This is a genomic window from Pseudalkalibacillus sp. NRS-1564, from assembly GCF_050467905.1.
In the GTDB taxonomy this organism is placed as follows: Bacteria; Bacillota; Bacilli; order Bacillales; family Guptibacillaceae; genus Guptibacillus; species Guptibacillus hwajinpoensis_B.
In genome coordinates, this window is the sequence record NZ_JBITPM010000041.1 from 1 (window position 1) to 19,736 (window position 19,736).

A 19,736-nucleotide genomic window follows, 5' to 3' on the forward strand; every position below is an offset into this window, starting at 1 on the left:
GATCAATTCGTTTCTTTCAATGTCGTTTTCAGCGACTTTATTAATATACCATATTAACTCCGTCAGCGTCAATAACTTTTTTGAAATTCTTTTTGGCGTCAACCGCATTGTTGCGGCGACCTATATAAATATACAGGTAGTTGTACTATTTGGCAAGGGGTATTTTAAATTAATTTGTACTTTTTTTCAAAATCCGCCTATACTTCGAAATCTCCGCTTCTGTAGCCGTTCTTTTATAGATACCTAATAGAAGGTGATATCGTTCTTCCATCGCTCTTTTAATTAGTCCATCGATTCGATTGTTATCCAGATCTAACAGTAGCTCTTCCATTTCTCTTTTAAGTAAGTATTCGATTTCCTTCATCTCTTTAAAGTTTACTAAGAATCCAATCATCTGAACCTCTCCTTCCTCAAACCAGTATGACCTAAGCTTTTAAGAAATATGTGTCTCCTCTAGAGTTTGTACATAGTTAAGAAACTTTTCGCATATGAATGGGACAAAGGGGGTGCATGATGAGGTTTTTTTGGATTTGGAATGGCATGCGAATAAAGCAAGGACTGATTATAGTTACAGCCGCTTTCTTTGCTGCAATTATTCTTTTTATTGAAGGTGGGGACCTCGCTGTATTTACAAATAACAACGTCCCGCTCGCAATTGATCACGTGAAAAGCGAGGATAAACGTCTTGCATTAACCTTTGATATTAGTTGGGGCGAGACAAAAGCTCTACCTATTCTTGAAGAGCTAAAACAAAATAAAGTGAAAGCCTCATTCTTCATTTCGGGAGCCTGGGCTGAACGTCACCCTGAAATTGTCGAGCAAATTGCAAAAGATGGACACGAAATCGGGAACCTTGGATATCGATATGAGAACTATACGTCAATGAAAGACGAGGAAATAAAAAAGGACATTATTCGTTCTAATGAAGCAATCAAAAAAGTAACAGATGACCAACCAGAATTACTAAGACCACCAAATGGAAACTTTGATAAACGTGTTCTTATTCTATCTGAGAAGTTTAATTACACAGTCATTCATTGGAGTCTCGATTCAGAAGACTGGAAAAACCCAGGAGTAGACAAAATTGTTCAGAATGTAACAACACAAGCTGATCCGGGAGATATCATTCTTATGCATGCATCTGATTCCGCTAAACAAACAGTTGAAGCCATTCCAGAAATGATCTCTCTTCTAAAAAAGGAAGGCTATTCTTTTGTCACAGTCAGTGAACTCGTATCTAATGCAAAAATAAATACCAAGGAAGTAAAATAAGCAGCCCTCCGATTAGGAGAGCTGCTTTTGTGTATTAAGCTTCTTTTCGAATTAATCGATGAAGTGTTAGCAATTGCCATACATTACTCACCAATAGCGGAATCAAAATAAGCCAGAGCCATTTTGGATCATTACTTTGCAGGCCAGGAATCCACTCAAGAATGGTTACAACAACAATAAAGAAAAGAGCTGGAATAAAGGCCTGCTTATTCGTTTCTTTTTGCTTAATATATGCTGTTACCAATCCAATAATCAAAATAAAAAGAGCGGTCAAGATATAACTTAGAATACTCTCTCCTTTTTTAGCAAAAACAGCATAGCGGAAGTAGACAAGATCGAATAGAGCGACCGCAATAAGTACGACTTGTATCGTATTCCAAAGCTTTACTGATTTAAAGATACCAAGACCAAAACGATGAATTGTTAAATAGGCAAAGAATCCCATCTGACTAATCAAACTAAAGATACTAGATACTCCCAGTAACCAGAGTATCACAATGAGGAACGAAACAAATTCTCCATTTTTCAGATCCGTCCAATACTGTGACCAATCTAAAACAATCCCTGTGAGCATACCTGCTGTTGATCCAATCAGAAGGGTTGTAAAAAATAAGTAAACAAGATTTCTTGTTTTCAAAATCAAACCCCCGTAAACGTTAATGGTGCTTCTATGTTGAATTGTACCAATGCCACTTTTAAATTGCCACCCTTCCTTTATTCACCGGGTATAAATTCACAGTTTCGCCTAATATTAAGGTTAACACCTCGAGAAAGGAGCACAGACTTATGAGTCATGGATTCAAACTGCTTGCTCTTGGATTAACTATTCTTTTAATAACCGGATGTGCCTCGGGTTCTGCTGAAGGATCTCAGGCTAATTACGAAGAAACGAAAAAGATGCTTGTCGATCTACTTAAATCAGATGATGGCAAGAAAGCAATTCAAGAAGTCATGTCAGATGAAGAAATAAAAAAACAACTTGTTATGGAACAGCCATTTGTGAAAGAAACCATACAAAAAGTACTAACAACTGAAGAAGGAAAAGATTACTGGCAAGAAATGCTGAAAGATCCTGCGTTCGTTGAGAACTTTGCCAAGAACATTCAAAGTGAAAATGAGAAATTATTTAAATCACTGATGGATGATCCAGAATACCAGGAAAAAATGATGGATCTCTTGCAAGATCCCGTAATGGAAAAACATTATTTACAACTACTCGAAAGTAAACAATCGAGACAGCAAATTAAAGACCTTATATCCGAAACATTTGAAAGTCCGTTATTCCAGGCCAAAATCCAGGAAATGTTAACTGGAATTACTTCTGAACAACTAAAATCATCTGAGAGCGGTAATAAGAAAGAAGAAAACACAGACAATACCGAATCAGATAGTGGCGAAGGATCAAATTCTGGTCAGAAATAATCTGCATAATAAAAGGACATGCGCTCGCATGCCCTTTTATTATTATTTTGCTGTTCTTTTTAAGATTTCTTGTGCAATGTGAAGATATTGCTGTCCAATCGGATGATCTTCTTGATAAACAGAAGGTGCAAATTCTTCATCATTAAAATCTGGCTGCCCAAGAGGAAGTCTACCAAGAATGTCAGTTGTTAACTCGGAAGCTAACTTATCGCCTCCACCTTGACCAAACACATATTCTTTCTCGCCTGTTACTTTACTCTCAAAGTAAGACATGTTTTCAACAACACCAAGCACTTCATGTTTCGTTTTAAGCGCCATAGCACCCGCTCTCGCAGCTACAAAAGCTGCTGTGGCATGAGGAGTGGTCACAATGATCTCTTTTGAAGCCGGAAGCATCGTATGAACATCAAGTGCTACATCTCCCGTTCCTGGCGGTAAATCTAGAAGCAGGTAATCTAACTCTCCCCAATCTACTTCACTAAAGAAGTTGTTCAGCATTTTCCCAAGCATAGGACCACGCCAAATAACAGGAGCGTTATCTTCTACGAAAAAGGCCATAGACATTACTTTAACGCCAAACCGCTCAACGGGATAGATTTTTTCGTTTTCCACTTTTGGTCTTGTTTCAATCCCCATCATATCCGGTACACTAAATCCATAAATATCTGCATCGATAATGCCGACCTTTTTTCCAAGACGGGCAAGTGACGTTGCAAGATTTACGGTAACAGTTGATTTACCTACGCCACCTTTTCCACTTGCCACTGCGATAAACTGTGTTTTACTTTCTGGAGAAAGCAACGACGGGAGGTCAGGATTAGCAGACGTTCCCTCAGGAAGCTCTTCATCCGCTAACTGTTCAAATCGCAATCCAACAGATTCGGCCCCTTCGCCTTTTAAAGTGTTGACGATTTCTTGCTGCACCTTCATCTGCTCAGCTGATTCAGTTTGAGCAAGAGCAACCTTAACACTGACATAGCCTTCTTTCGTTTTCACATCACGAATCGTGATACTTTTATGTAAAATAGGATCTTGCACCTTTTGTAGTAATTCAACGACTTGATCTTTCGTTAACATGGAGGCACCACCTTCTCTGAATTCGATTACATTGCTAGTATAACATATCATTCAGAGAGTTTTGACTTCGGTGCTTGAAGGATATACCAAATCAACGGAAGAGTATAGAACGTAAAACGAGCCAGTATTTTCTTTATTCCTCCGGTACTGGCTCATTTGTCGTATATCGAATAATGCCCTGATAAATAGAGGCTGCGACTTTATTTTGATAAGTTTCAGTATTTAGTAACTCCCTCTCAGTTGGATTAGAAAGGAAACCAACTTCAACAAGAGCTCCTGGAATTTCAGCCTCTCTTAGTAAATATACACTATCCATGTTTTTAGCCAGTCGATTCGTGTTTTCCAGGTTTCGCTTAATTTCAGCCTGAATAAAACGAGATATGGCCTGACTCTCATCATTAACAGGATTATAAAACGTTTGAGCGCCACTCCATTTAGAAGATGGAATCGCGTTTAGATGAATACTCACAAAAAGATCGTTACTTCCCTCATTAATCAACTCAACTCGTTTTCTTAAATCTTCAGCTTTTCGATTGCTAAGTCCCTTTGTTCCATCTGCTGCTAAATCTGTATCCGTCTCACGTGTCATAATAACAAGTGCTCCCGCTTCTTGGAGATAATCTCTTAACTTAAGAGAGATCGTTAACGCAATATCTTTTTCAACTACGTTATCACCAACAGCTCCTCCATCAGCCCCTCCATGTCCAGGGTCAATGACAATGACCTGTCCTGATAAAGGAAGATGCCAGGCATCCCAAGAAGAATCAATAGCGAATTTGTAATTAATAATAAATAACAGCACGATGATTCCAGTGGCAACGCCAAATCGCTTATACCACTTTTTCATATCCCACTAACACCGCCCCTTATTTTGTCCTATCTTATCTATATGGGACGGGTAGCTGAATTAGTCATAGAACTTAAGCAATTTATTGTAATCGAAGTCGACGCCTCATCGTTCCTTTTTCATAGCCTGCTTTCCACCAATTCGAAACAAATACATCACACGTAATATGTAATGATTCTTCGTAAACCGCTGACGTTTTCCAGAAAAGCCAATAATCAAACAACGCTTCAATTAATGCTTTCTCTAATTTGAAGCACCGTTTATGCGCTGTCGACATTGATTCTCCAGAATAAGAAAACTTGCTATACTCAGCACCAAGTAAATACGCTTCAATCGCAATGTCCATACAAACATTCTCCACATCACCTTTATACAGAATAGCCTCTGAGAAAAATGGAGAAAACAGTTCTCTTATGTTATCCGATAACTCTTTCAATGAAATTTCAATCAACACTCGTCGTTCGAATTCAAGGCGTTTATGACGCTGACGTTCCTTGAATACAGTAATAACGTTGTCCGTCTCACCCATCCTCTCGAATCATATTGTTTTAGTCTCACTCAAGAGTTGGGGAGTATACAGCAAATAAATTGGTAATTCATTCAGCCTTCATAATGAATAATTCTCAAGTCTTTTGTTAAAAAGACCATAGTAGAAAATCTTTTCTAAATACAAAAAAACCCCCGGCCATAGGCCAGAGGTTTTGAAAACCATATTAACGTTTTGAGAACTGAGGTGCGCGACGTGCTGCTTTAAGACCGTATTTTTTACGTTCTTTCATACGAGCATCACGTGTTAGGAAGCCAGCACTCTTAAGTGTTGCGCGTGATTCCGGATCAGCTTGTAGTAGTGCACGAGCGATACCGTGACGAATTGCGCCTGCTTGTCCAGTGAATCCACCACCGTTAACATTTACGAAAATATCGTAAGTGCCTTCAGTACCAGTTTCTACTAGTGGTTGCTTAGAGATAAGCTTAAGTGTTTCAAGATCGAAATAGTCATCGATTTCACGGTTGTTAATAACCATACGTCCGTTACCAGGAAGTAAACGTACGCGTGCTACAGAGTTTTTACGTCGGCCAGTGCCGTTGTATTGTACTTGTGCCAAGTTAATTCCCTCCTTTTAATTATCCTCTTAGTTCGTATTTTTCAGGCTGTTGTGCCTGGTGATTGTGCTCGCTACCAGCGAATACATGAAGCTTTTTAATCATTTGGCGACCAAGGCTGTTCTTTGGAAGCATACCTTTGATTGCAAGTTCAAGCATTTGCTCAGAACGGTTAGTACGCATTTCAAGAGCATTTCTTGATTTCAAACCACCTGGGTGTCCACTATGACGGTAGTACATCTTGTCGTTAAGTTTGTTACCAGTTAGTTCAATTTTCTCAGCGTTAAGGATGATCACATGATCACCAGTGTCAACGTGAGGTGTGAAAGTTACTTTGTTTTTACCGCGCAGGATCGCTGCTACTTCACTTGCTAGACGGCCAAGTGTTTGACCTTCAGCGTCAACGATATACCATTTACGTTCTACTTCGTGGCCTTTAGCCATAAATGTTGTACGCATGAGTTTCCCTCCTAAAATCAATCCAATTTATTTTAAAACTAGCACAGAATTTTCATTGTCAGTTGTCAGTCAGATTTCTAAATCCGGGGCAAGTGGATGTAGAAATACCAAAGAATATCTTATAATACTGGGGCGAAAATGTCAAGTGTTTGGGAACTTTCTTTCCTTTTTCACCTATACGAGACTTCCAATAAATAAAGCCCATGTGGTGGTGCCGTCTTTCCCGCAGTGTTTCGATCTTTTGCTTCTAAAATGGTCACCATTTCATTCGCTGAGCGCCGCCCTCTCCCTATCTCAAGGAATGTCCCCATTAAAATGCGAACCATATTGTATAGGAAGCCGCTTCCTTCAAAGGTAAAAACGAGTTCATCCTGAATTCGCTCAATTTCTATTCGGTAGATGGTCCTCACTTTATTCTTCACATCAGTCTTACTAGCACAAAAGGATGTAAAGTCATGCTCCCCAATGAGGTGAGCGGCTGCACGCCTCATCTCTTTAACATTGAGCGGATGAGGATCATGTACGGCATAGTTTCTTCTAAAAACATCTGAAGCTGCACCATTATGCACTCGATATTGATAGGTTTTGCGAACGACATCATACCTCGCATGGAAATCGCTTGGAGCGGTTTCAGTGTGTAAAACCCTCACATCCTGTGGGAGCTGAGCGTTTAATGCCCGTGTCCAATTATCAGAAGGAATCGAAAGCGGGGTGTCAAAATGAATAATCTGCCCGTGAGCATGCACCCGAGCATCCGTTCTTCCTGATCCGGTAATACCAATAGATGCGCCCTTATGCATCTGCTTCAGGGCACACTGCACTTCCTCTTGAACTGTGCGGCCATTTGGCTGAATTTGATAACCATTAAAAGCCGTCCCGTCATAAGAGAGGGTCATTTTTATTCGTTGCATCACATTCTCCCCTAACTTCTTAGAAGCAGCAAACTAACACATAGAAGGAGGAGGATAAGAAATAAGGCAGTATCTTTTCCAGACCACTTCAGTAATCGGATGCTGGTTCTTCCTTCTCCCCCACGATATCCTCTAGCTTCCATTGCCATAGCAAGATCTTCAGCACGCTTAAATGCACTTACAAAGAGAGGTACTAGCAGAGGAACAATGCTCTTCAATCGTTCTTTAATTGGTCCACTAGAAAATTGCGCACCTCGTGCAGATTGTGCTTTCATAATCTTCTCAGTTTCTTCTAGAAGCGTCGGAATAAACCGAAGAGCAATAGACATCATGAGAGCAAACTCATGAACAGGAAGACCAATTTTTTTCATAGGCCCAAGTAACGTTTCAATACCTACTGTAATATCAATAGGCGTTGTCGTCAGAGTTAACAAGGAAGTAATCATGATTAAAAACAATAGCCGGAGTGAAATAAATACACCTTGCTTCAAGCCACCTTCATAAACTTCAAGAAAACCAAAATCAAACAGCAGCGGTCCCTCTTTCGTTAAAAACACATGAAGAAGAAACGTTAAAATGATAACAAGTAAAATTGGTTTTAAACCATTATAGATATAGCGTAATGGTAATTTGGATACCAGGATCGCTAGAAGTGTAAAACCACCAAGTAATGCGTAGGTAATCCAATTGTTAGCCAAGAAAACGATAATAACAAATAGAAACGCCGTTAGCAACTTCGCTCTTGGATCAAGTTTATGAATAAAGGATTGACCTGGTACGTATTGACCAATAATAATATTTTGCATCAAGAATCATCTCCTTTCTGCAAAATAGACAGGGCTGCATCAACTGCCGAGTCAAGAGTAAATACACTTTTTGGCAGACTGAGATTAAAGCGTTCTTCTAGCCGATGAATGAACTTAACAGTTTCTGGTACATCGAGACTTAGTTTCTTTAACGCATCGGAATTAGCGAAAATTTCCTCAGGTTTACCCTGAAGTGCCACACCGCCCTTTTCCATTATGGCAATCTCATCGGAATACTGCGCTGCATCTTCCATGCTATGGGTCACTAGAATCGTAGTGAGACCCTCCTCCTGATGTAAACGATAGAAGAGACTCATAATCTCCTTTCGTCCTTTAGGATCTAGTCCAGCAGTAGGTTCATCCAGAATTAGAATAGATGGTTTCATCGCTAGTACTCCTGCAATAGCTACTCTGCGCATTTGGCCACCACTCAAATCAAACGGTGAACGGCTAAGGTATGATTGATCAAGTCCCACTTGTTCAATTAACCTCGCTGCACGCTGTTTCGCTTCTTCTTCTGATACTCCAAAATTACGAGGACCAAAGATAATATCTTTCTCTATAGTCTCTTCAAACAACTGATGTTCTGGATATTGAAAAACGATCCCTACATGCTCTCTTAGGGCTTTTAAGCGTTTTTCTTTCTCGCCAGCTCGAATCAAAAAGTCGCCAATCTGAATGCTTCCTTTTGTAGGTTTAAGTAACCCATTTAAATGCTGGATCAGCGTTGATTTGCCTGAGCCTGTATGCCCAATAATCGTTTGGAAAGTACGTGCTGGGATAGATAACGATATTTCAGAGAGCGCTTTTCTTTCGAAAGGGGTCCCTCTACCATAAGAATGCTCTAAATCTTTGATTGTAATGTCCATAGCTCATTCACCAGTTCCTCTTGAGATAAAGTAAGCTTTGAGAAATCATAGCCTTTCTCACTGAGTGCTCGCTGCACCTGAAGTGGAAACGGCAAATCTAAACCAATTTGCTCAAGCATGTCACCTTTCTTAAACACATCAACCGGAAGACCTTCATCAATGACCTCTCCTGCATTCATGACGATCAATCGATCAGCTTGTGCAGCTTCTTCGAGATCATGGGTGATAGAGATCACCGTCATGCCTTCTTCGTCTTTAAGCTCACGCATCGTTTGAAGCACTTCTTTACGACCAGCTGGATCTAGCATAGAAGTGGCTTCATCTAGGATGACAATGGATGGTCTTAAGGCAATAATCCCAGCAATCGCTACACGTTGCTTTTGACCACCTGAGAGACGGTGTGGCTCTTGATTAAGGTAATCTGCCATCCGCACCTTATTCACACTCTCATGGATGCGCTCCAACATTTTTTCGCGTGCCATTCCGTTATTTTCAAGACCAAAAGCTACATCATCACGCACAGACGTACCTACAAACTGATTGTCTGGGTTTTGAAATACGATCCCCACTCTTCTTCTAATTTCCCAAATACTTTCCTCATCTCTACTGTTATATCCTTCTACGGTAACGTCGCCTTTTTCAGGAAGTTGCAGCCCATTTAGAAGCTTTGCAAGTGTCGACTTCCCAGAACCATTATGTCCTACGATCGCTAGCCATTCACCCTTATGAACAGATAATGAAACATCATGCAATACATGGGGTTGCTCTTCCTGATACCGAAAGGATACATTTTGAACGGTGATTAGTTCTTCCATACTCGTTCCTCCTGCCTCTGCTAATTTCAAGCGGTGATCGCTTCAGGCAATATACTGGTGCGAAAAAAAGGCGGGCAGATGGAACCGCCGCTTTTTCCTATCAGTATAATAAGCTTTTTAATGCGTGATATTAACTGTACTTATCCTATAAAAAAACGCACGAAAAAAGGGCATAGAATCAGTATCCAATGTCGAGATCCTGTCCCGCCCTTTTAATCAAGTGCGTCTTATACTAGCTCGATGATAACCATTTCAGCACCGTCACCGCGGCGTGGTCCAAGTTTACGGATACGAGAGTAACCGCCTTGACGCTCTGCATAACGAGGAGCGATATCGCTGAATAGTTTTTGAACTGCATCTTGACCGCTTTCTTGATCCGCTACTTCGTTACGGATGAAAGAAGCTGCTTGACGACGTGCGTGTAGATCTCCGCGTTTACCAAGCGTAATCATTTTGTCGATGAAAGAACGAAGTTCTTTCGCCTTTGATTCTGTCGTTTCAATACGTTCATTGATGATCAAATCTGTAACAAGGTCACGGAATAGCGCTTTACGCGTATCACTAGTACGACCTAACTTTTGGTATGCCATGAAGTATTCCCTCCTTTGTTGTTTATAAAATCAACAACTTTAAATATCTATTCTTCGTTACGAAGTCCAAGCCCAAGCTCTTCAAGCTTCTCTTGTACTTCTTCAAGTGACTTACGTCCAAGATTACGAACTTTCATCATGTCTTCTTCAGACTTCTGAGTCAATTCTTGAACTGTATTAATGCCAGCACGCTTCAGGCAATTGTATGAACGAACTGAGAGATCAAGCTCTTCGATAGTCATCTCAAGCACTTTCTCTTTTTGATCCTCTTCTTTTTCGACCATGATTTCAGCATTTTGAGCCTGGTCCGTTAAACCAACAAAAATGTTTAAATGTTCATTTAAAATCTTTGCACCTAACGAAACAGCTTCTTCAGGACGAATGCTTCCATCTGTCCAAACATCAAGGGTTAGTTTGTCATAATTTGTTACCTGGCCAACGCGAGTGTTTTCAACCTGGTAGTTAACACGAGAAACAGGTGTGAAGATCGAGTCAACCGGAATTACACCGATTGGCTGTTCATCATTTTTGTTTCCTTCCGCTTGTACATAGCCTCTTCCACGAATTGCAGTAACTCGCATCTGGAAACGCGCACTAGCAGAAAGGGTAGCAATATGAAGGTCAGGGTTTAAGATCTCCACGTCGCTGTCATGAGTAATATCTCCTGCTGTTACCGTTCCTGGTCCTTGTACATCAACAACCAATGTCTTCTCTTCTTCAGAGTAAACTTTCATAGCTAACTTCTTAAGATTGAGAATGATAGTTGTTACATCTTCATGTACGCCTTCAATTGTAGAGAACTCATGGAGTACTCCTTCAATTTGTACGGATGTGACAGCAGCACCAGGAAGTGAAGATAACAGGATACGACGAAGGGAGTTACCCAGGGTAGTTCCATAACCACGCTCTAATGGTTCTACAACAAACTTACCGTATTTTGCATCCTCGTTGATAGCTACCGCTTCAATTTTTGGCTTTTCGATTTCGATCATCCAACAAACCCTCCTTCAAAACGTCGAACTTCGGTTAGACATGCTGTCTAACCGAATAATCCCCTTAGGTGGTTCAAATACCAACAACCTAATTATGATTCGTCAACCGTCAACAATTTATACATTATCATTATTGACATGTTCATCAATTGTATACCGATAGATTGAATCTTTCCATAAGAGATTGTTCAAAACCAGGCATTCTCCCGAAGGGAACATCTACGTTTTTGAACTCTCTACTACCTTAGACTCTACGACGTTTTGGCGGACGGCAGCCGTTATGAGGTACTGGAGTTACGTCACGGATCGCAGTAACCTCTAGACCTACAGCTTGAAGTGCACGAATTGCAGCTTCACGACCAGCACCAGGGCCTTTAACAGAAACTTCTACAGTTTTCATGCCGTGCTCCTGTGCAGTTTTACCTGCAGTTTCAGCAGCCATTTGAGCAGCGAATGGAGTAGACTTACGAGAACCTTTGAAGCCCATGTTTCCGGAAGTTGCCCAAGAAATCGCATTTCCGTGAGTATCAGTAATCGTAATGATTGTGTTGTTAAAAGTGGAACGGATATGAGCTACTCCACTCTCAACATTCTTTTTCACGCGCTTTTTACGTGTATTTGCTTTACGTTGTTTAGCCATTTGTTAATTACCTCCCTTACTTCTTCTTGTTAGCTACTGTACGGCGAGGGCCTTTACGAGTACGAGAGTTGTTCTTCGTATGTTGACCTCGCACAGGAAGACCACGACGGTGGCGGATACCACGATAAGAACCGATTTCAATTAGACGTTTAATGTTAAGTGAGATTTCACGACGAAGATCACCCTCAACCTTAATTTTGTCTACTACTTCACGGATTTTTCCGAGCTCTTCTTCAGTTAAGTCGCGTACACGAGTGTCTTCAGAAACACCAGCGTCAACTAGAACTTGTTTCGCAGTTGTTTTACCGATTCCATAAACGTAAGTTAACGCGATTACGATGCGCTTTTCGCGTGGAACATCAATACCAGCAATACGTGCCATTACGTTGCACCTCCTTATATATTAGCCTTGTTTTTGCTTATGCTTTGGATTTTCACAGATAACCATGACTTTCCCTTTACGGCGAATAACTTTACATTTTTCACACATTGGTTTTACTGACGGTCTTACTTTCATTATTTTAACCCTCCTTATATTCGGAGATTAATTTCTTATTTATATCGATACGTGATACGACCACGTGATAAGTCATATGGAGAAAGCTCAACAGTTACTTTGTCACCTGGTAGAATACGGATGTAATGCATACGTATCTTTCCGGATACGTGAGCAAGAATCTTATGACCGTTTTCGAGTTCTACTCGAAACATTGCATTCGGTAGAGGTTCGATAACCGTGCCTTCCATTTCAATTACTTCTTCTTTAGCCATCTACTTGCTCTCCCTCCTTTAAATCAATGACGTGTTCATTCATATACTTTGAGATCGCGAAACGTAGCTTGCCATTTGTGACACGGCCCGTTTCTTCAAGACTTCGCTTTACCTCAGGAGATATATACTCTACCAGCTCAAGGTGTGCGAGGTTCTTCCGCTTAGGACGATCAAACTTTCGTTTGTCACCATCGGCTAAGAAAACATAACGTTCATCAACAATCCCTACAATCACGCTATATTGATCAGCGTCTCTTCCCCGTCTATTCCAAACGATCTGACCGATCTCGGGAACGGTATCCGACTCTTTCACGAACCATCACCTTCACTTAGGCTTTTGTTAGTATTTCATATCCTTCTTCTGTAACGGCAATCGTATGCTCGAAATGAGCACAGTTCTTACCGTCAGTTGTTACTACAGTCCAATTATCCGAAAGTGTTCGAACGTAGCGAGAGCCCAGATTCACCATTGGCTCTACTGCAAGGACCATCCCCTGCTTAAGCCTCGGTCCTTTTCCTGGAGGACCGTAATGGGGAATTTGAGGATCTTCATGAAGGTCCTGACCTACACCATGACCAACATATTCTCGTACAATCGAAAAACCCTCAGCTTCGGCATATGCTTGGATCGCATGAGAAATATCAGAAAGCCTCCTACCGGCCTTCGTCTCATTCAACCCTTTATATAACGATTCCTCGGTAACTTTTAACAACCGTTCGTCTTCTTCTGAGATAGTGCCAACAGGATAGGTCCAGGCTGAATCGCCATGATAACCATTATACTTAGCACCAATATCAATGCTAATTATATCTCCCTCCGCCAACACGCGATCTCCTGGAATACCATGTACAAGCTCTTCATTGACTGAAGCGCATATACTTCCAGTAAATCCATTGTAACCCTTAAAGGAAGGAATTGCACCAAGCTGACGAATAAACCGATCGGCAATCGTATCCAGCTCTTTTGTCGTAACTCCAGGCTTGATGTGCTTCTGTAGTTCTTGATGTGTTAACGCGACAATTTTGCCTGCTTCTCGCATGATATCAAGTTCACGAGGAGTCTTGCAAATAATCATTACGACAACCCTTTTAGGAGTTGGTCGACATCTTCAAACACCTCATTGATGTCTCTGTTGCCATCAATCGTTTTAAGATAGCCCTTGCCTTCATAAAAGGTCAACAATGGCTGCTGTTGCTGCTTGTTGACTTCGAGGCGAGTTCGCACAGTTTCTTCCTTATCATCATCACGTTGATAAAGTTCTCCACCGCACTTATCACAAATTCCATCTTCTTTAGGTGGATTAAAGATTACGTGATAGGTTGCTCCACAATTTCGGCAAACGCGACGTCCAGTCAAACGCTGCATGAGTTGATCTTCCTCGACTGCAATGTTTACCACGTAGTCAAGTTTTTTACCAAGATCGGCTAAGATCGTTTCAAGCGCATCAGCCTGTGCGACGGTTCTTGGAAAACCATCGAGGAGAAATCCTTTTTCGCAATCATCTTTTCCTAAACGCTCCCGTACTATACCGATAGTTACTTCATCAGGTACGAGGTTTCCAGAATCCATGTACTCTTTTGCTTTTAGACCAAGAGGCGTTCCTTCTTTGATCGCTGCTCGGAACATATCTCCAGTAGAGATATGAGGGATACCATACTTTTCGACAATCTTTTCTGCCTGGGTTCCTTTTCCGACACCCGGAAGCCCCATTAATACTAGATTCATCTAATCCCTCCGCACGTCACCCAATCGAGGATGAAGGAGGGGAAGAAAGCTCTTCCCGGTTTATCCTCAAGATTTAATAAAGCCTTTATAATGACGTTTAATTAATTGACTTTCAATTTGCTTCATCGTATCAAGCGCTACCCCAACAACGATCAGCAAGCTTGTTCCGCCGATTTGCAGCGTCTGCGGCAGTCCTGCTACGGTTGTGAAAAATACCGGAATAATCGATATAACAGCAAGGAAAAGTGCTCCTACAAACGTTAAACGGTAGAGAATTCGTGTAATGTACGTTTCAGTAGCATTACCCGGACGAATACCAGGAATGTATCCACCCTGTTTTTTCAGATTCTCAGCCATTTTCTCCGGATTTACCTGGACGAACGTATAAAAATACGTAAATCCAATGATGAGTAACGCATACACGACCATACCAATAGGCTGTGTATAGTCAAACACCCTTACGATCCATTCCGTTACCGAATTATCTCCGAACAACCTGGCGATCGTTGGTGGAGTAATGATCAGTGATATCGCAAAAATAACTGGAATAACACCTGCTGCATTAACTTTAATCGGTAAGTGTGTGGATTGACCACCAACTTGTCTGCGGTTAACAGTTCTTTTTGCATATTGAATTGGAATTTTACGAAGACCTTGTTGAACAAAGATAACAGCGACAACAATTGCAAGTGCAGCTAGTGCAATAATAACAAGTGTAACGATGTTAATGAACAACTCATCCTGAGAACCCTCAAACATCTGAGCATAAAGCTGATTAAGCCCTGGAGGAATTGCAGCTACAATCCCAGCAAAGATGATGATTGAAATTCCGTTTCCAACGCCTTTTGCAGTGATTTGTTCGCCTAACCACATCAAAAAAGCCGTTCCGGCTGTTAAAACAAGAGAAATATTAAGATACGTTAGTACACCGGGATTACTAATCAACTGACCTCCAACAATATTGTTAAACCCGATGGAAAGTCCAACACCTTGGACAAGTCCAAGTGCGATCGTTCCATAACGAGTAACTTGTGTTAGCTTTTTACGTCCGGCTTCGCCCTGTTTAGACCATTCGGTAAACTTAGGAACGACGTCCATTTGTAAAAGCTGCACAATGATAGAAGCAGTGATGTAAGGCATAATTCCCATGGCAAAGATGGAGAAGTTTTGCAACGCTCCACCGCCAAAGGTGTTGAGAACTCCGAAGAGACTCATTTGATCTTGAAATTGAAGTACATCTCTGTTCACACCAGGAACCGGTATGAATGTTCCGATACGGAACACGACAAGCATGAGTAGGGTGAAAATAACTTTATTTCTAATATCACCTACGCGCATAATGTTGGAGATTGCTTGGAACATTAGATCACCTCAGTATTTCCGCCTGCCGCTTCAATCGCCTCTTTTGCAGAAGCAGAGAACTTGTGGGCTTTCACGGTAAGCTTTTTCTCAAGCTTACCATTACCCAGAATCTTAATTCCAGCTTTTTCTTTGCTAACTACGCCAGATTCTAAAAGAAGCTCTGGAGAGACTTCAGTTCCATCTTCAAAACGGTTCAACGAATCAAGATTAACAATCGCGAACTCTTTACGGTTCATGTTTGTAAATCCACGTTTCGGTAGACGTTTAAAGATTGGAAGCTGTCCTCCTTCGAAACCGACGCGTACACCGCCGCCAGAACGAGCTTTTTGACCCTTTTGACCACGGCCAGATGTCTTACCGTTACCAGTAGCAATACCGCGACCAAGTCTGTTGCGTTCTTTACGAGAACCTTCAGATGGTTTTAGTTCGTGTAGTTTCATTGTGGGCACCTCCTCAATGTATAGATTTTTTACGCATCAATTTCGTTAACAGTTACAAGGTGAGATACCTTGTTGATCATACCGCGAATCGCAGGATTGTCGCTATGAACAACCGTGTGATGCATCTTTTTAAGTCCAAGTGTTTTTACCGTCACGCGTTGGTCTTGAGGGCGACCAATCACACTACGTGTGAGGGTGATTTCTAATTGCTTAGCCATCTAATTTCCCTCCCTTAACCTAGTAGCTCTTCTACAGATTTTCCACGAAGCTTCGCAACGTCTTCAGCACGCTTAAGGTTTTCAAGGCCATTAAGAGTTGCACGCACCATGTTAATCGGATTGTTAGATCCAAGAGACTTCGATAGAATGTCACCTACACCAGCGAGTTCAAGTACCGCACGAACAGGTCCGCCAGCGATAACTCCTGTACCTTCAGAAGCAGGCTTCAATAATACGTTACCAGCTCCGAAGTGGCCTGTGATTTGGTGAGGAATTGTTGTTCCAACGACTGGAACAGTAATTAAGTTCTTTTTCGCATCTTCAATAGCTTTGCGAATAGCTTCAGGAACTTCCTGTGCTTTACCAGTTCCGAATCCAACGTGACCGTTTTTATCTCCGACAACTACGATTGCTGCAAAGCGGAAACGACGTCCACCTTTTACAACCTTCGCTACGCGGTTAACGGTAACTACGCGTTCTTCAAGTTCTAGTTTGTTAGCATCAATGCTAGGCATGAGTTAACCTCCTTTTTATTAAAATTTCAGTCCTGCTTCACGCGCTGCGTCTGCAAGAGCTTTCACACGTCCGTGATAGAGGTATCCTCCGCGGTCGAAAACCACTACAGAATAACCTGCTTCTACAGCACGCTTTGCAATTGTTTCTCCGACCTTCACAGCTGCTTCTGTGTTACCGCCGTGTTTAACGTCAATTCCTTCTTCCATACTTGAAGCTCCAACGATTGTAACACCTTTAGTGTCATCGATAAGCTGAGCATAGATGTTCTTGTTAGAACGGAATACGTTTAGACGCGGACGTTCAGTAGTACCGGTAACTGTGCGACGAACACGAGCGTGTCTTTTTTGACGCGCTTTGTTTTTATCGGCCTTAGTGATCATTAAAGTCACTCCTTTCCGCTAGGTTTTTACCTATTTACCTGTTTTACCTTCTTTACGACGTACATATTCGCCTTCGTAACGAATTCCTTTGCCTTTATAAGGTTCTGGAGTACGGACAGCGCGGATGTTTGCTGCAACAGCTCCAACGCGTTCTTTATCGATTCCTTTAACAACAACTTTTGTGTTTGAAGGAACTTCAATGTCAATACCTTCTTCAGGTACCATCTCAACTGGGTGAGAGTACCCTACGTTAAGGATTAGTTTCTGACCGGATTTACTAGCACGGTAACCAACCCCGATGATTTCAAGACCTTTTTCAAAGCCTTTAGTCACACCTTCAACCATGTTAGCGATCAGGCTGCGAGTTGTACCGTGAAGTGCACGGTGCTCTTTATGATCTGAAGGACGAGCTACTGTTAGCACGTTCTCTTCAATGTTTACTTTGATATCAGAGCTGAATGAACGAGAAAGTTCCCCTTTAGGTCCTTTAACCGTTACAACGTCTTCTTTGATATCAATTGTTACACCACTTGGGATTTCAATCGGTTTAAGTCCGACACGTGACATAATTACACCTCCATTCTGCTTTAAGAATTACCAAACGTACGCTAGAACTTCTCCGCCTACTTGCTGTTGACGAGCTTCTTTGTCCGTCATAATTCCTTTAGAAGTAGAAACAAGAGCGATTCCTAGACCGCCAAGTACACGTGGTACTTCGTCTGCTTTAGCGTATACGCGAAGACCAGGTTTACTGATTCGCTTTAATCCAGTGATAACTCGTTCGTTATTTGAACCGTATTTTAAGAAGATACGGATGATTCCTTGTTTGCTGTCTTCGATCATTTCAACATCACGCACAAAACCTTCACGTTTGAGGATTTCAGCGATGCTTCTTTTCGAATTAGATGCAGGAAACTCAAGTTTTTCGTGACGAACAGTGTTCGCATTACGAATTCTTGTAAGCATATCTGCGATTGGATCAGTCATGACCATTAGTAATTACCTCCTTCCCTATTTCGGGTTTACCAGCTAGCCTTTTTAACGCCTGGGATTTGACCTTTGTGTGCAAGTTCCCGGAAACAAATACGGCAAAGTTTAAATTTACGAATAACAGAGTGAGGACGTCCGCAACGTTCACAACGAGTGTATTCTTGAACTTTAAACTTAGCTTGACGCTGTTGTTTCGCGATCATTGATTTTTTCGCCACAATTTTCCCTCCTTACTTACTTTTGAAATGGCATACCTAGGTTAGTCAACATTTCACGGCTCTCTTCGTCCGTATTAGCTGTTGTTACGATAACGATGTCCATTCCGCGTACTTTATTTACTTTATCGTAATCAATTTCAGGGAAAATCAACTGCTCTTTAATACCAAGTGTGTAGTTACCACGACCATCGAATGCTTTCTTAGAAATACCTCTGAAGTCACGTACACGTGGTAGTGATACAGAAATAAGTTTATCTAGGAATTCAAACATACGAGTTCCGCGCAATGTAACTTTTGCACCAATCGGCATGTCTTCACGAAGCTTAAAGCCAGCGATAGACTTCTTAGCACGAGTGATAAGTGGTTTTTGACCTGAGATTAACTCAAGTTCTTCAACAGCTGTATCAAGAGCTTTCGGGTTCTGTACAGCATCACCAACACCCATGTTGATTACGATTTTCTCAAGTTTTGGAACTTCCATAACAGAGGAATAGTTAAATTTCTCCATCAATGCAGGTTTAGTTTCATTTTGATACTTTTCTTGGAAACGATTCATCGGATTGACCTCCTTTCGCTACGAACTACTTATCGAGTACTTCACCGGATTTTTTTGAGATACGAACTTTCTTCCCGTTGTCTACTTTGTATCCAACGCGAGTAGGTTCACCAGACTTCGGATCAAGCGCCATTACGTTAGAAACATGAACCGCAGCTTCCTGTTCGATGATTCCACCTTGAGGATTAGCCTGGGATGGTTTCGAATGTTTCTTAACAAGGTTGACACCTTCAACGATAACTCTATCTTTTTTCGGGTAAGCTTCAAGGATCACACCTTGTTTACCTTTATCCTTACCAGAAATAACTTTTACTTTATCTCCCTTTTTTACGTGCATAAGGTCGCGCACCTCCTTACAAGGCATCTATTTTCAAATGATTAAAGAACTTCTGGAGCAAGAGAAACGATTTTCATGAACTGGTTGTCGCGTAGTTCGCGAGCAACTGGTCCGAAAATACGTGTTCCGCGCGGTCCTTTGTCATCACGGATAACAACCGCTGCGTTTTCGTCAAATTTGATATATGAACCATCTTGACGACGAACGCCAGATTTACTGCGTACAATAACAGCTCTTACGACTTCACCCTTCTTAACAACGCCTCCAGGTGTTGCCTGTTTCACCGAACAAACAATTACGTCACCGATATTAGCAGTTTTGCGACCGGAGCCACCAAGAACTTTGATACATAGCAATTCGCGTGCACCAGAGTTGTCTGCTGATTTCAAACGAGATTCCTGTTGAATCATCTAGAAAG

At 41.5% G+C, this 19,736-nt stretch carries 33 protein-coding genes; 2 read left to right on the forward strand and 31 right to left on the reverse strand.

Annotated features, from left to right (window positions below; all coding sequences use genetic code 11):
- Nucleotides 1-169: 169 nt before the first annotated feature.
- Entirely contained in the window at nucleotides 170-394 is a 225-nt protein-coding gene (locus tag ACIFPW_RS18800) for a hypothetical protein (protein ID WP_194220317.1), read from the reverse strand.
- Between the two features lie 119 nt (nucleotides 395-513).
- Here ACIFPW_RS18800 and pdaB point away from each other — a divergent pair, with 119 nt between their 5' ends.
- Nucleotides 514-1,272: a polysaccharide deacetylase family sporulation protein PdaB gene (gene pdaB / locus ACIFPW_RS18805; protein ID WP_194220316.1), complete on the forward strand. Its 759-nt coding sequence runs from the start codon at nucleotides 514-516 to the stop codon at nucleotides 1,270-1,272.
- Between the two features lie 34 nt (nucleotides 1,273-1,306).
- Here pdaB and ACIFPW_RS18810 read toward each other — a convergent pair whose 3' ends face one another.
- Nucleotides 1,307-1,909 carry a KinB-signaling pathway activation protein gene (locus ACIFPW_RS18810; protein ID WP_430246584.1) on the reverse strand — a complete coding sequence of 201 codons (603 nt, stop codon included), beginning with the start codon at nucleotides 1,907-1,909 and terminating at the stop codon, nucleotides 1,307-1,309.
- A gap of 149 nt (nucleotides 1,910-2,058) precedes the next feature.
- On the opposite strand from ACIFPW_RS18810, the gene gerD reads away from it, so the two are divergent.
- Nucleotides 2,059-2,694 (forward strand): spore germination lipoprotein GerD, encoded by a 636-nt coding sequence (gerD, locus tag ACIFPW_RS18815; RefSeq protein ID WP_430246585.1) that lies wholly within the window; start codon nucleotides 2,059-2,061, stop codon nucleotides 2,692-2,694.
- 42 nt (nucleotides 2,695-2,736) lie between these two features.
- Here gerD and ACIFPW_RS18820 read toward each other — a convergent pair whose 3' ends face one another.
- The 29 genes from ACIFPW_RS18820 to rplN all read right to left on the reverse strand — a co-directional run bounded on the left by ACIFPW_RS18820 (nucleotide 2,737) and on the right by rplN (nucleotide 19,728).
- Nucleotides 2,737-3,771, reverse strand: a complete 1,035-nt coding sequence (locus tag ACIFPW_RS18820) for an Mrp/NBP35 family ATP-binding protein (protein ID WP_194220313.1) — start codon at nucleotides 3,769-3,771, stop codon at nucleotides 2,737-2,739.
- Nucleotides 3,772-3,904: 133 nt separating this feature from the next.
- Nucleotides 3,905-4,618: an N-acetylmuramoyl-L-alanine amidase CwlD gene (gene cwlD / locus ACIFPW_RS18825; RefSeq protein ID WP_194220312.1), complete on the reverse strand. Its 714-nt coding sequence runs from the start codon at nucleotides 4,616-4,618 to the stop codon at nucleotides 3,905-3,907.
- A gap of 82 nt (nucleotides 4,619-4,700) precedes the next feature.
- The gene (locus ACIFPW_RS18830) at nucleotides 4,701-5,147 is read right to left on the reverse strand and encodes a DUF2521 family protein (RefSeq protein ID WP_430246587.1); all 447 of its coding nucleotides are present in this window, start codon (nucleotides 5,145-5,147) and stop codon (nucleotides 4,701-4,703) included.
- A 184-nt stretch (nucleotides 5,148-5,331) separates the two neighbouring features.
- The gene (gene rpsI, locus ACIFPW_RS18835) at nucleotides 5,332-5,724 is read right to left on the reverse strand and encodes a 30S ribosomal protein S9 (RefSeq protein WP_048313356.1); all 393 of its coding nucleotides are present in this window, start codon (nucleotides 5,722-5,724) and stop codon (nucleotides 5,332-5,334) included.
- A 19-nt stretch (nucleotides 5,725-5,743) separates the two neighbouring features.
- Nucleotides 5,744-6,181 (reverse strand): 50S ribosomal protein L13, encoded by a 438-nt coding sequence (gene rplM, locus ACIFPW_RS18840; RefSeq protein WP_048313355.1) that lies wholly within the window; start codon nucleotides 6,179-6,181, stop codon nucleotides 5,744-5,746.
- A 170-nt stretch (nucleotides 6,182-6,351) separates the two neighbouring features.
- A complete protein-coding gene (truA, locus tag ACIFPW_RS18845) occupies nucleotides 6,352-7,092 on the reverse strand; it encodes a tRNA pseudouridine(38-40) synthase TruA (RefSeq protein ID WP_430246589.1) in 741 nt (246 codons plus the stop codon).
- An 11-nt stretch (nucleotides 7,093-7,103) separates the two neighbouring features.
- Nucleotides 7,104-7,901, reverse strand: coding sequence for an energy-coupling factor transporter transmembrane component T family protein (locus ACIFPW_RS18850; protein WP_194220309.1), 798 nt, complete (start codon nucleotides 7,899-7,901; stop codon nucleotides 7,104-7,106).
- On the reverse strand, nucleotides 7,898-8,767 hold the full coding sequence (locus tag ACIFPW_RS18855; protein ID WP_430246590.1) for an energy-coupling factor ABC transporter ATP-binding protein: 870 nt from the start codon (nucleotides 8,765-8,767) through the stop codon (nucleotides 7,898-7,900). The genes ACIFPW_RS18850 and ACIFPW_RS18855 overlap by 4 nt, the downstream gene beginning before the upstream one ends.
- Nucleotides 8,743-9,582 carry an energy-coupling factor ABC transporter ATP-binding protein gene (locus tag ACIFPW_RS18860; protein ID WP_430246591.1) on the reverse strand — a complete coding sequence of 280 codons (840 nt, stop codon included), beginning with the start codon at nucleotides 9,580-9,582 and terminating at the stop codon, nucleotides 8,743-8,745. Before ACIFPW_RS18860 ends, ACIFPW_RS18855 begins: the two co-directional genes overlap by 25 nt.
- Before the next feature lie 227 nt (nucleotides 9,583-9,809).
- On the reverse strand, nucleotides 9,810-10,172 hold the full coding sequence (rplQ, locus tag ACIFPW_RS18865) for a 50S ribosomal protein L17 (RefSeq protein ID WP_098445995.1): 363 nt from the start codon (nucleotides 10,170-10,172) through the stop codon (nucleotides 9,810-9,812).
- Between the two features lie 47 nt (nucleotides 10,173-10,219).
- Nucleotides 10,220-11,164: a DNA-directed RNA polymerase subunit alpha gene (locus tag ACIFPW_RS18870; RefSeq protein WP_194220306.1), complete on the reverse strand. Its 945-nt coding sequence runs from the start codon at nucleotides 11,162-11,164 to the stop codon at nucleotides 10,220-10,222.
- 244 nt (nucleotides 11,165-11,408) lie between these two features.
- Nucleotides 11,409-11,804, reverse strand: coding sequence for a 30S ribosomal protein S11 (rpsK, locus tag ACIFPW_RS18875; RefSeq protein WP_048313348.1), 396 nt, complete (start codon nucleotides 11,802-11,804; stop codon nucleotides 11,409-11,411).
- A 16-nt stretch (nucleotides 11,805-11,820) separates the two neighbouring features.
- Nucleotides 11,821-12,186: a 30S ribosomal protein S13 gene (rpsM, locus tag ACIFPW_RS18880; RefSeq protein ID WP_048313347.1), complete on the reverse strand. Its 366-nt coding sequence runs from the start codon at nucleotides 12,184-12,186 to the stop codon at nucleotides 11,821-11,823.
- Nucleotides 12,187-12,207: 21 nt separating this feature from the next.
- The gene (gene rpmJ / locus ACIFPW_RS18885) at nucleotides 12,208-12,321 is read right to left on the reverse strand and encodes a 50S ribosomal protein L36 (protein ID WP_003720928.1); all 114 of its coding nucleotides are present in this window, start codon (nucleotides 12,319-12,321) and stop codon (nucleotides 12,208-12,210) included.
- A gap of 35 nt (nucleotides 12,322-12,356) precedes the next feature.
- Nucleotides 12,357-12,575, reverse strand: coding sequence for a translation initiation factor IF-1 (gene infA / locus ACIFPW_RS18890; protein WP_098445993.1), 219 nt, complete (start codon nucleotides 12,573-12,575; stop codon nucleotides 12,357-12,359).
- Nucleotides 12,568-12,888, reverse strand: coding sequence for a KOW domain-containing RNA-binding protein (locus tag ACIFPW_RS18895; RefSeq protein ID WP_430246593.1), 321 nt, complete (start codon nucleotides 12,886-12,888; stop codon nucleotides 12,568-12,570). The genes infA and ACIFPW_RS18895 overlap by 8 nt, the downstream gene beginning before the upstream one ends.
- 16 nt (nucleotides 12,889-12,904) lie before the next feature.
- Nucleotides 12,905-13,651 (reverse strand): type I methionyl aminopeptidase, encoded by a 747-nt coding sequence (map, locus tag ACIFPW_RS18900; protein ID WP_194220304.1) that lies wholly within the window; start codon nucleotides 13,649-13,651, stop codon nucleotides 12,905-12,907.
- A complete protein-coding gene (locus ACIFPW_RS18905) occupies nucleotides 13,651-14,301 on the reverse strand; it encodes an adenylate kinase (RefSeq protein WP_430246594.1) in 651 nt (216 codons plus the stop codon). Before ACIFPW_RS18905 ends, map begins: the two co-directional genes overlap by 1 nt.
- 66 nt (nucleotides 14,302-14,367) lie before the next feature.
- Complete coding sequence (secY, locus tag ACIFPW_RS18910; protein WP_194220302.1) at nucleotides 14,368-15,663, reverse strand: preprotein translocase subunit SecY; 1,296 nt, start codon at nucleotides 15,661-15,663, stop codon at nucleotides 14,368-14,370.
- On the reverse strand, nucleotides 15,663-16,103 hold the full coding sequence (gene rplO / locus ACIFPW_RS18915) for a 50S ribosomal protein L15 (RefSeq protein WP_098445988.1): 441 nt from the start codon (nucleotides 16,101-16,103) through the stop codon (nucleotides 15,663-15,665). Before rplO ends, secY begins: the two co-directional genes overlap by 1 nt.
- A 29-nt stretch (nucleotides 16,104-16,132) precedes the next feature.
- A complete protein-coding gene (rpmD, locus tag ACIFPW_RS18920) occupies nucleotides 16,133-16,321 on the reverse strand; it encodes a 50S ribosomal protein L30 (protein WP_194220301.1) in 189 nt (62 codons plus the stop codon).
- Between the two features lie 14 nt (nucleotides 16,322-16,335).
- A complete protein-coding gene (gene rpsE, locus ACIFPW_RS18925; protein WP_098445986.1) occupies nucleotides 16,336-16,836 on the reverse strand; it encodes a 30S ribosomal protein S5 in 501 nt (166 codons plus the stop codon).
- 18 nt (nucleotides 16,837-16,854) lie between these two features.
- Nucleotides 16,855-17,217 carry a 50S ribosomal protein L18 gene (gene rplR / locus ACIFPW_RS18930; protein ID WP_430246595.1) on the reverse strand — a complete coding sequence of 121 codons (363 nt, stop codon included), beginning with the start codon at nucleotides 17,215-17,217 and terminating at the stop codon, nucleotides 16,855-16,857.
- A 30-nt stretch (nucleotides 17,218-17,247) separates the two neighbouring features.
- Nucleotides 17,248-17,784, reverse strand: coding sequence for a 50S ribosomal protein L6 (rplF, locus tag ACIFPW_RS18935; protein WP_194220299.1), 537 nt, complete (start codon nucleotides 17,782-17,784; stop codon nucleotides 17,248-17,250).
- Nucleotides 17,785-17,811: 27 nt separating this feature from the next.
- The gene (gene rpsH / locus ACIFPW_RS18940) at nucleotides 17,812-18,210 is read right to left on the reverse strand and encodes a 30S ribosomal protein S8 (RefSeq protein ID WP_048313336.1); all 399 of its coding nucleotides are present in this window, start codon (nucleotides 18,208-18,210) and stop codon (nucleotides 17,812-17,814) included.
- 29 nt (nucleotides 18,211-18,239) lie between these two features.
- Nucleotides 18,240-18,425 (reverse strand): 30S ribosomal protein S14, encoded by a 186-nt coding sequence (gene rpsN / locus ACIFPW_RS18945; protein ID WP_098445982.1) that lies wholly within the window; start codon nucleotides 18,423-18,425, stop codon nucleotides 18,240-18,242.
- A gap of 16 nt (nucleotides 18,426-18,441) precedes the next feature.
- Nucleotides 18,442-18,981 carry a 50S ribosomal protein L5 gene (gene rplE, locus ACIFPW_RS18950; protein ID WP_194220298.1) on the reverse strand — a complete coding sequence of 180 codons (540 nt, stop codon included), beginning with the start codon at nucleotides 18,979-18,981 and terminating at the stop codon, nucleotides 18,442-18,444.
- Between the two features lie 25 nt (nucleotides 18,982-19,006).
- Nucleotides 19,007-19,318: a 50S ribosomal protein L24 gene (gene rplX, locus ACIFPW_RS18955; RefSeq protein ID WP_404684302.1), complete on the reverse strand. Its 312-nt coding sequence runs from the start codon at nucleotides 19,316-19,318 to the stop codon at nucleotides 19,007-19,009.
- A 41-nt stretch (nucleotides 19,319-19,359) separates the two neighbouring features.
- Complete coding sequence (rplN, locus tag ACIFPW_RS18960) at nucleotides 19,360-19,728, reverse strand: 50S ribosomal protein L14 (protein ID WP_098445980.1); 369 nt, start codon at nucleotides 19,726-19,728, stop codon at nucleotides 19,360-19,362.
- Nucleotides 19,729-19,736 lie beyond the last annotated feature (8 nt).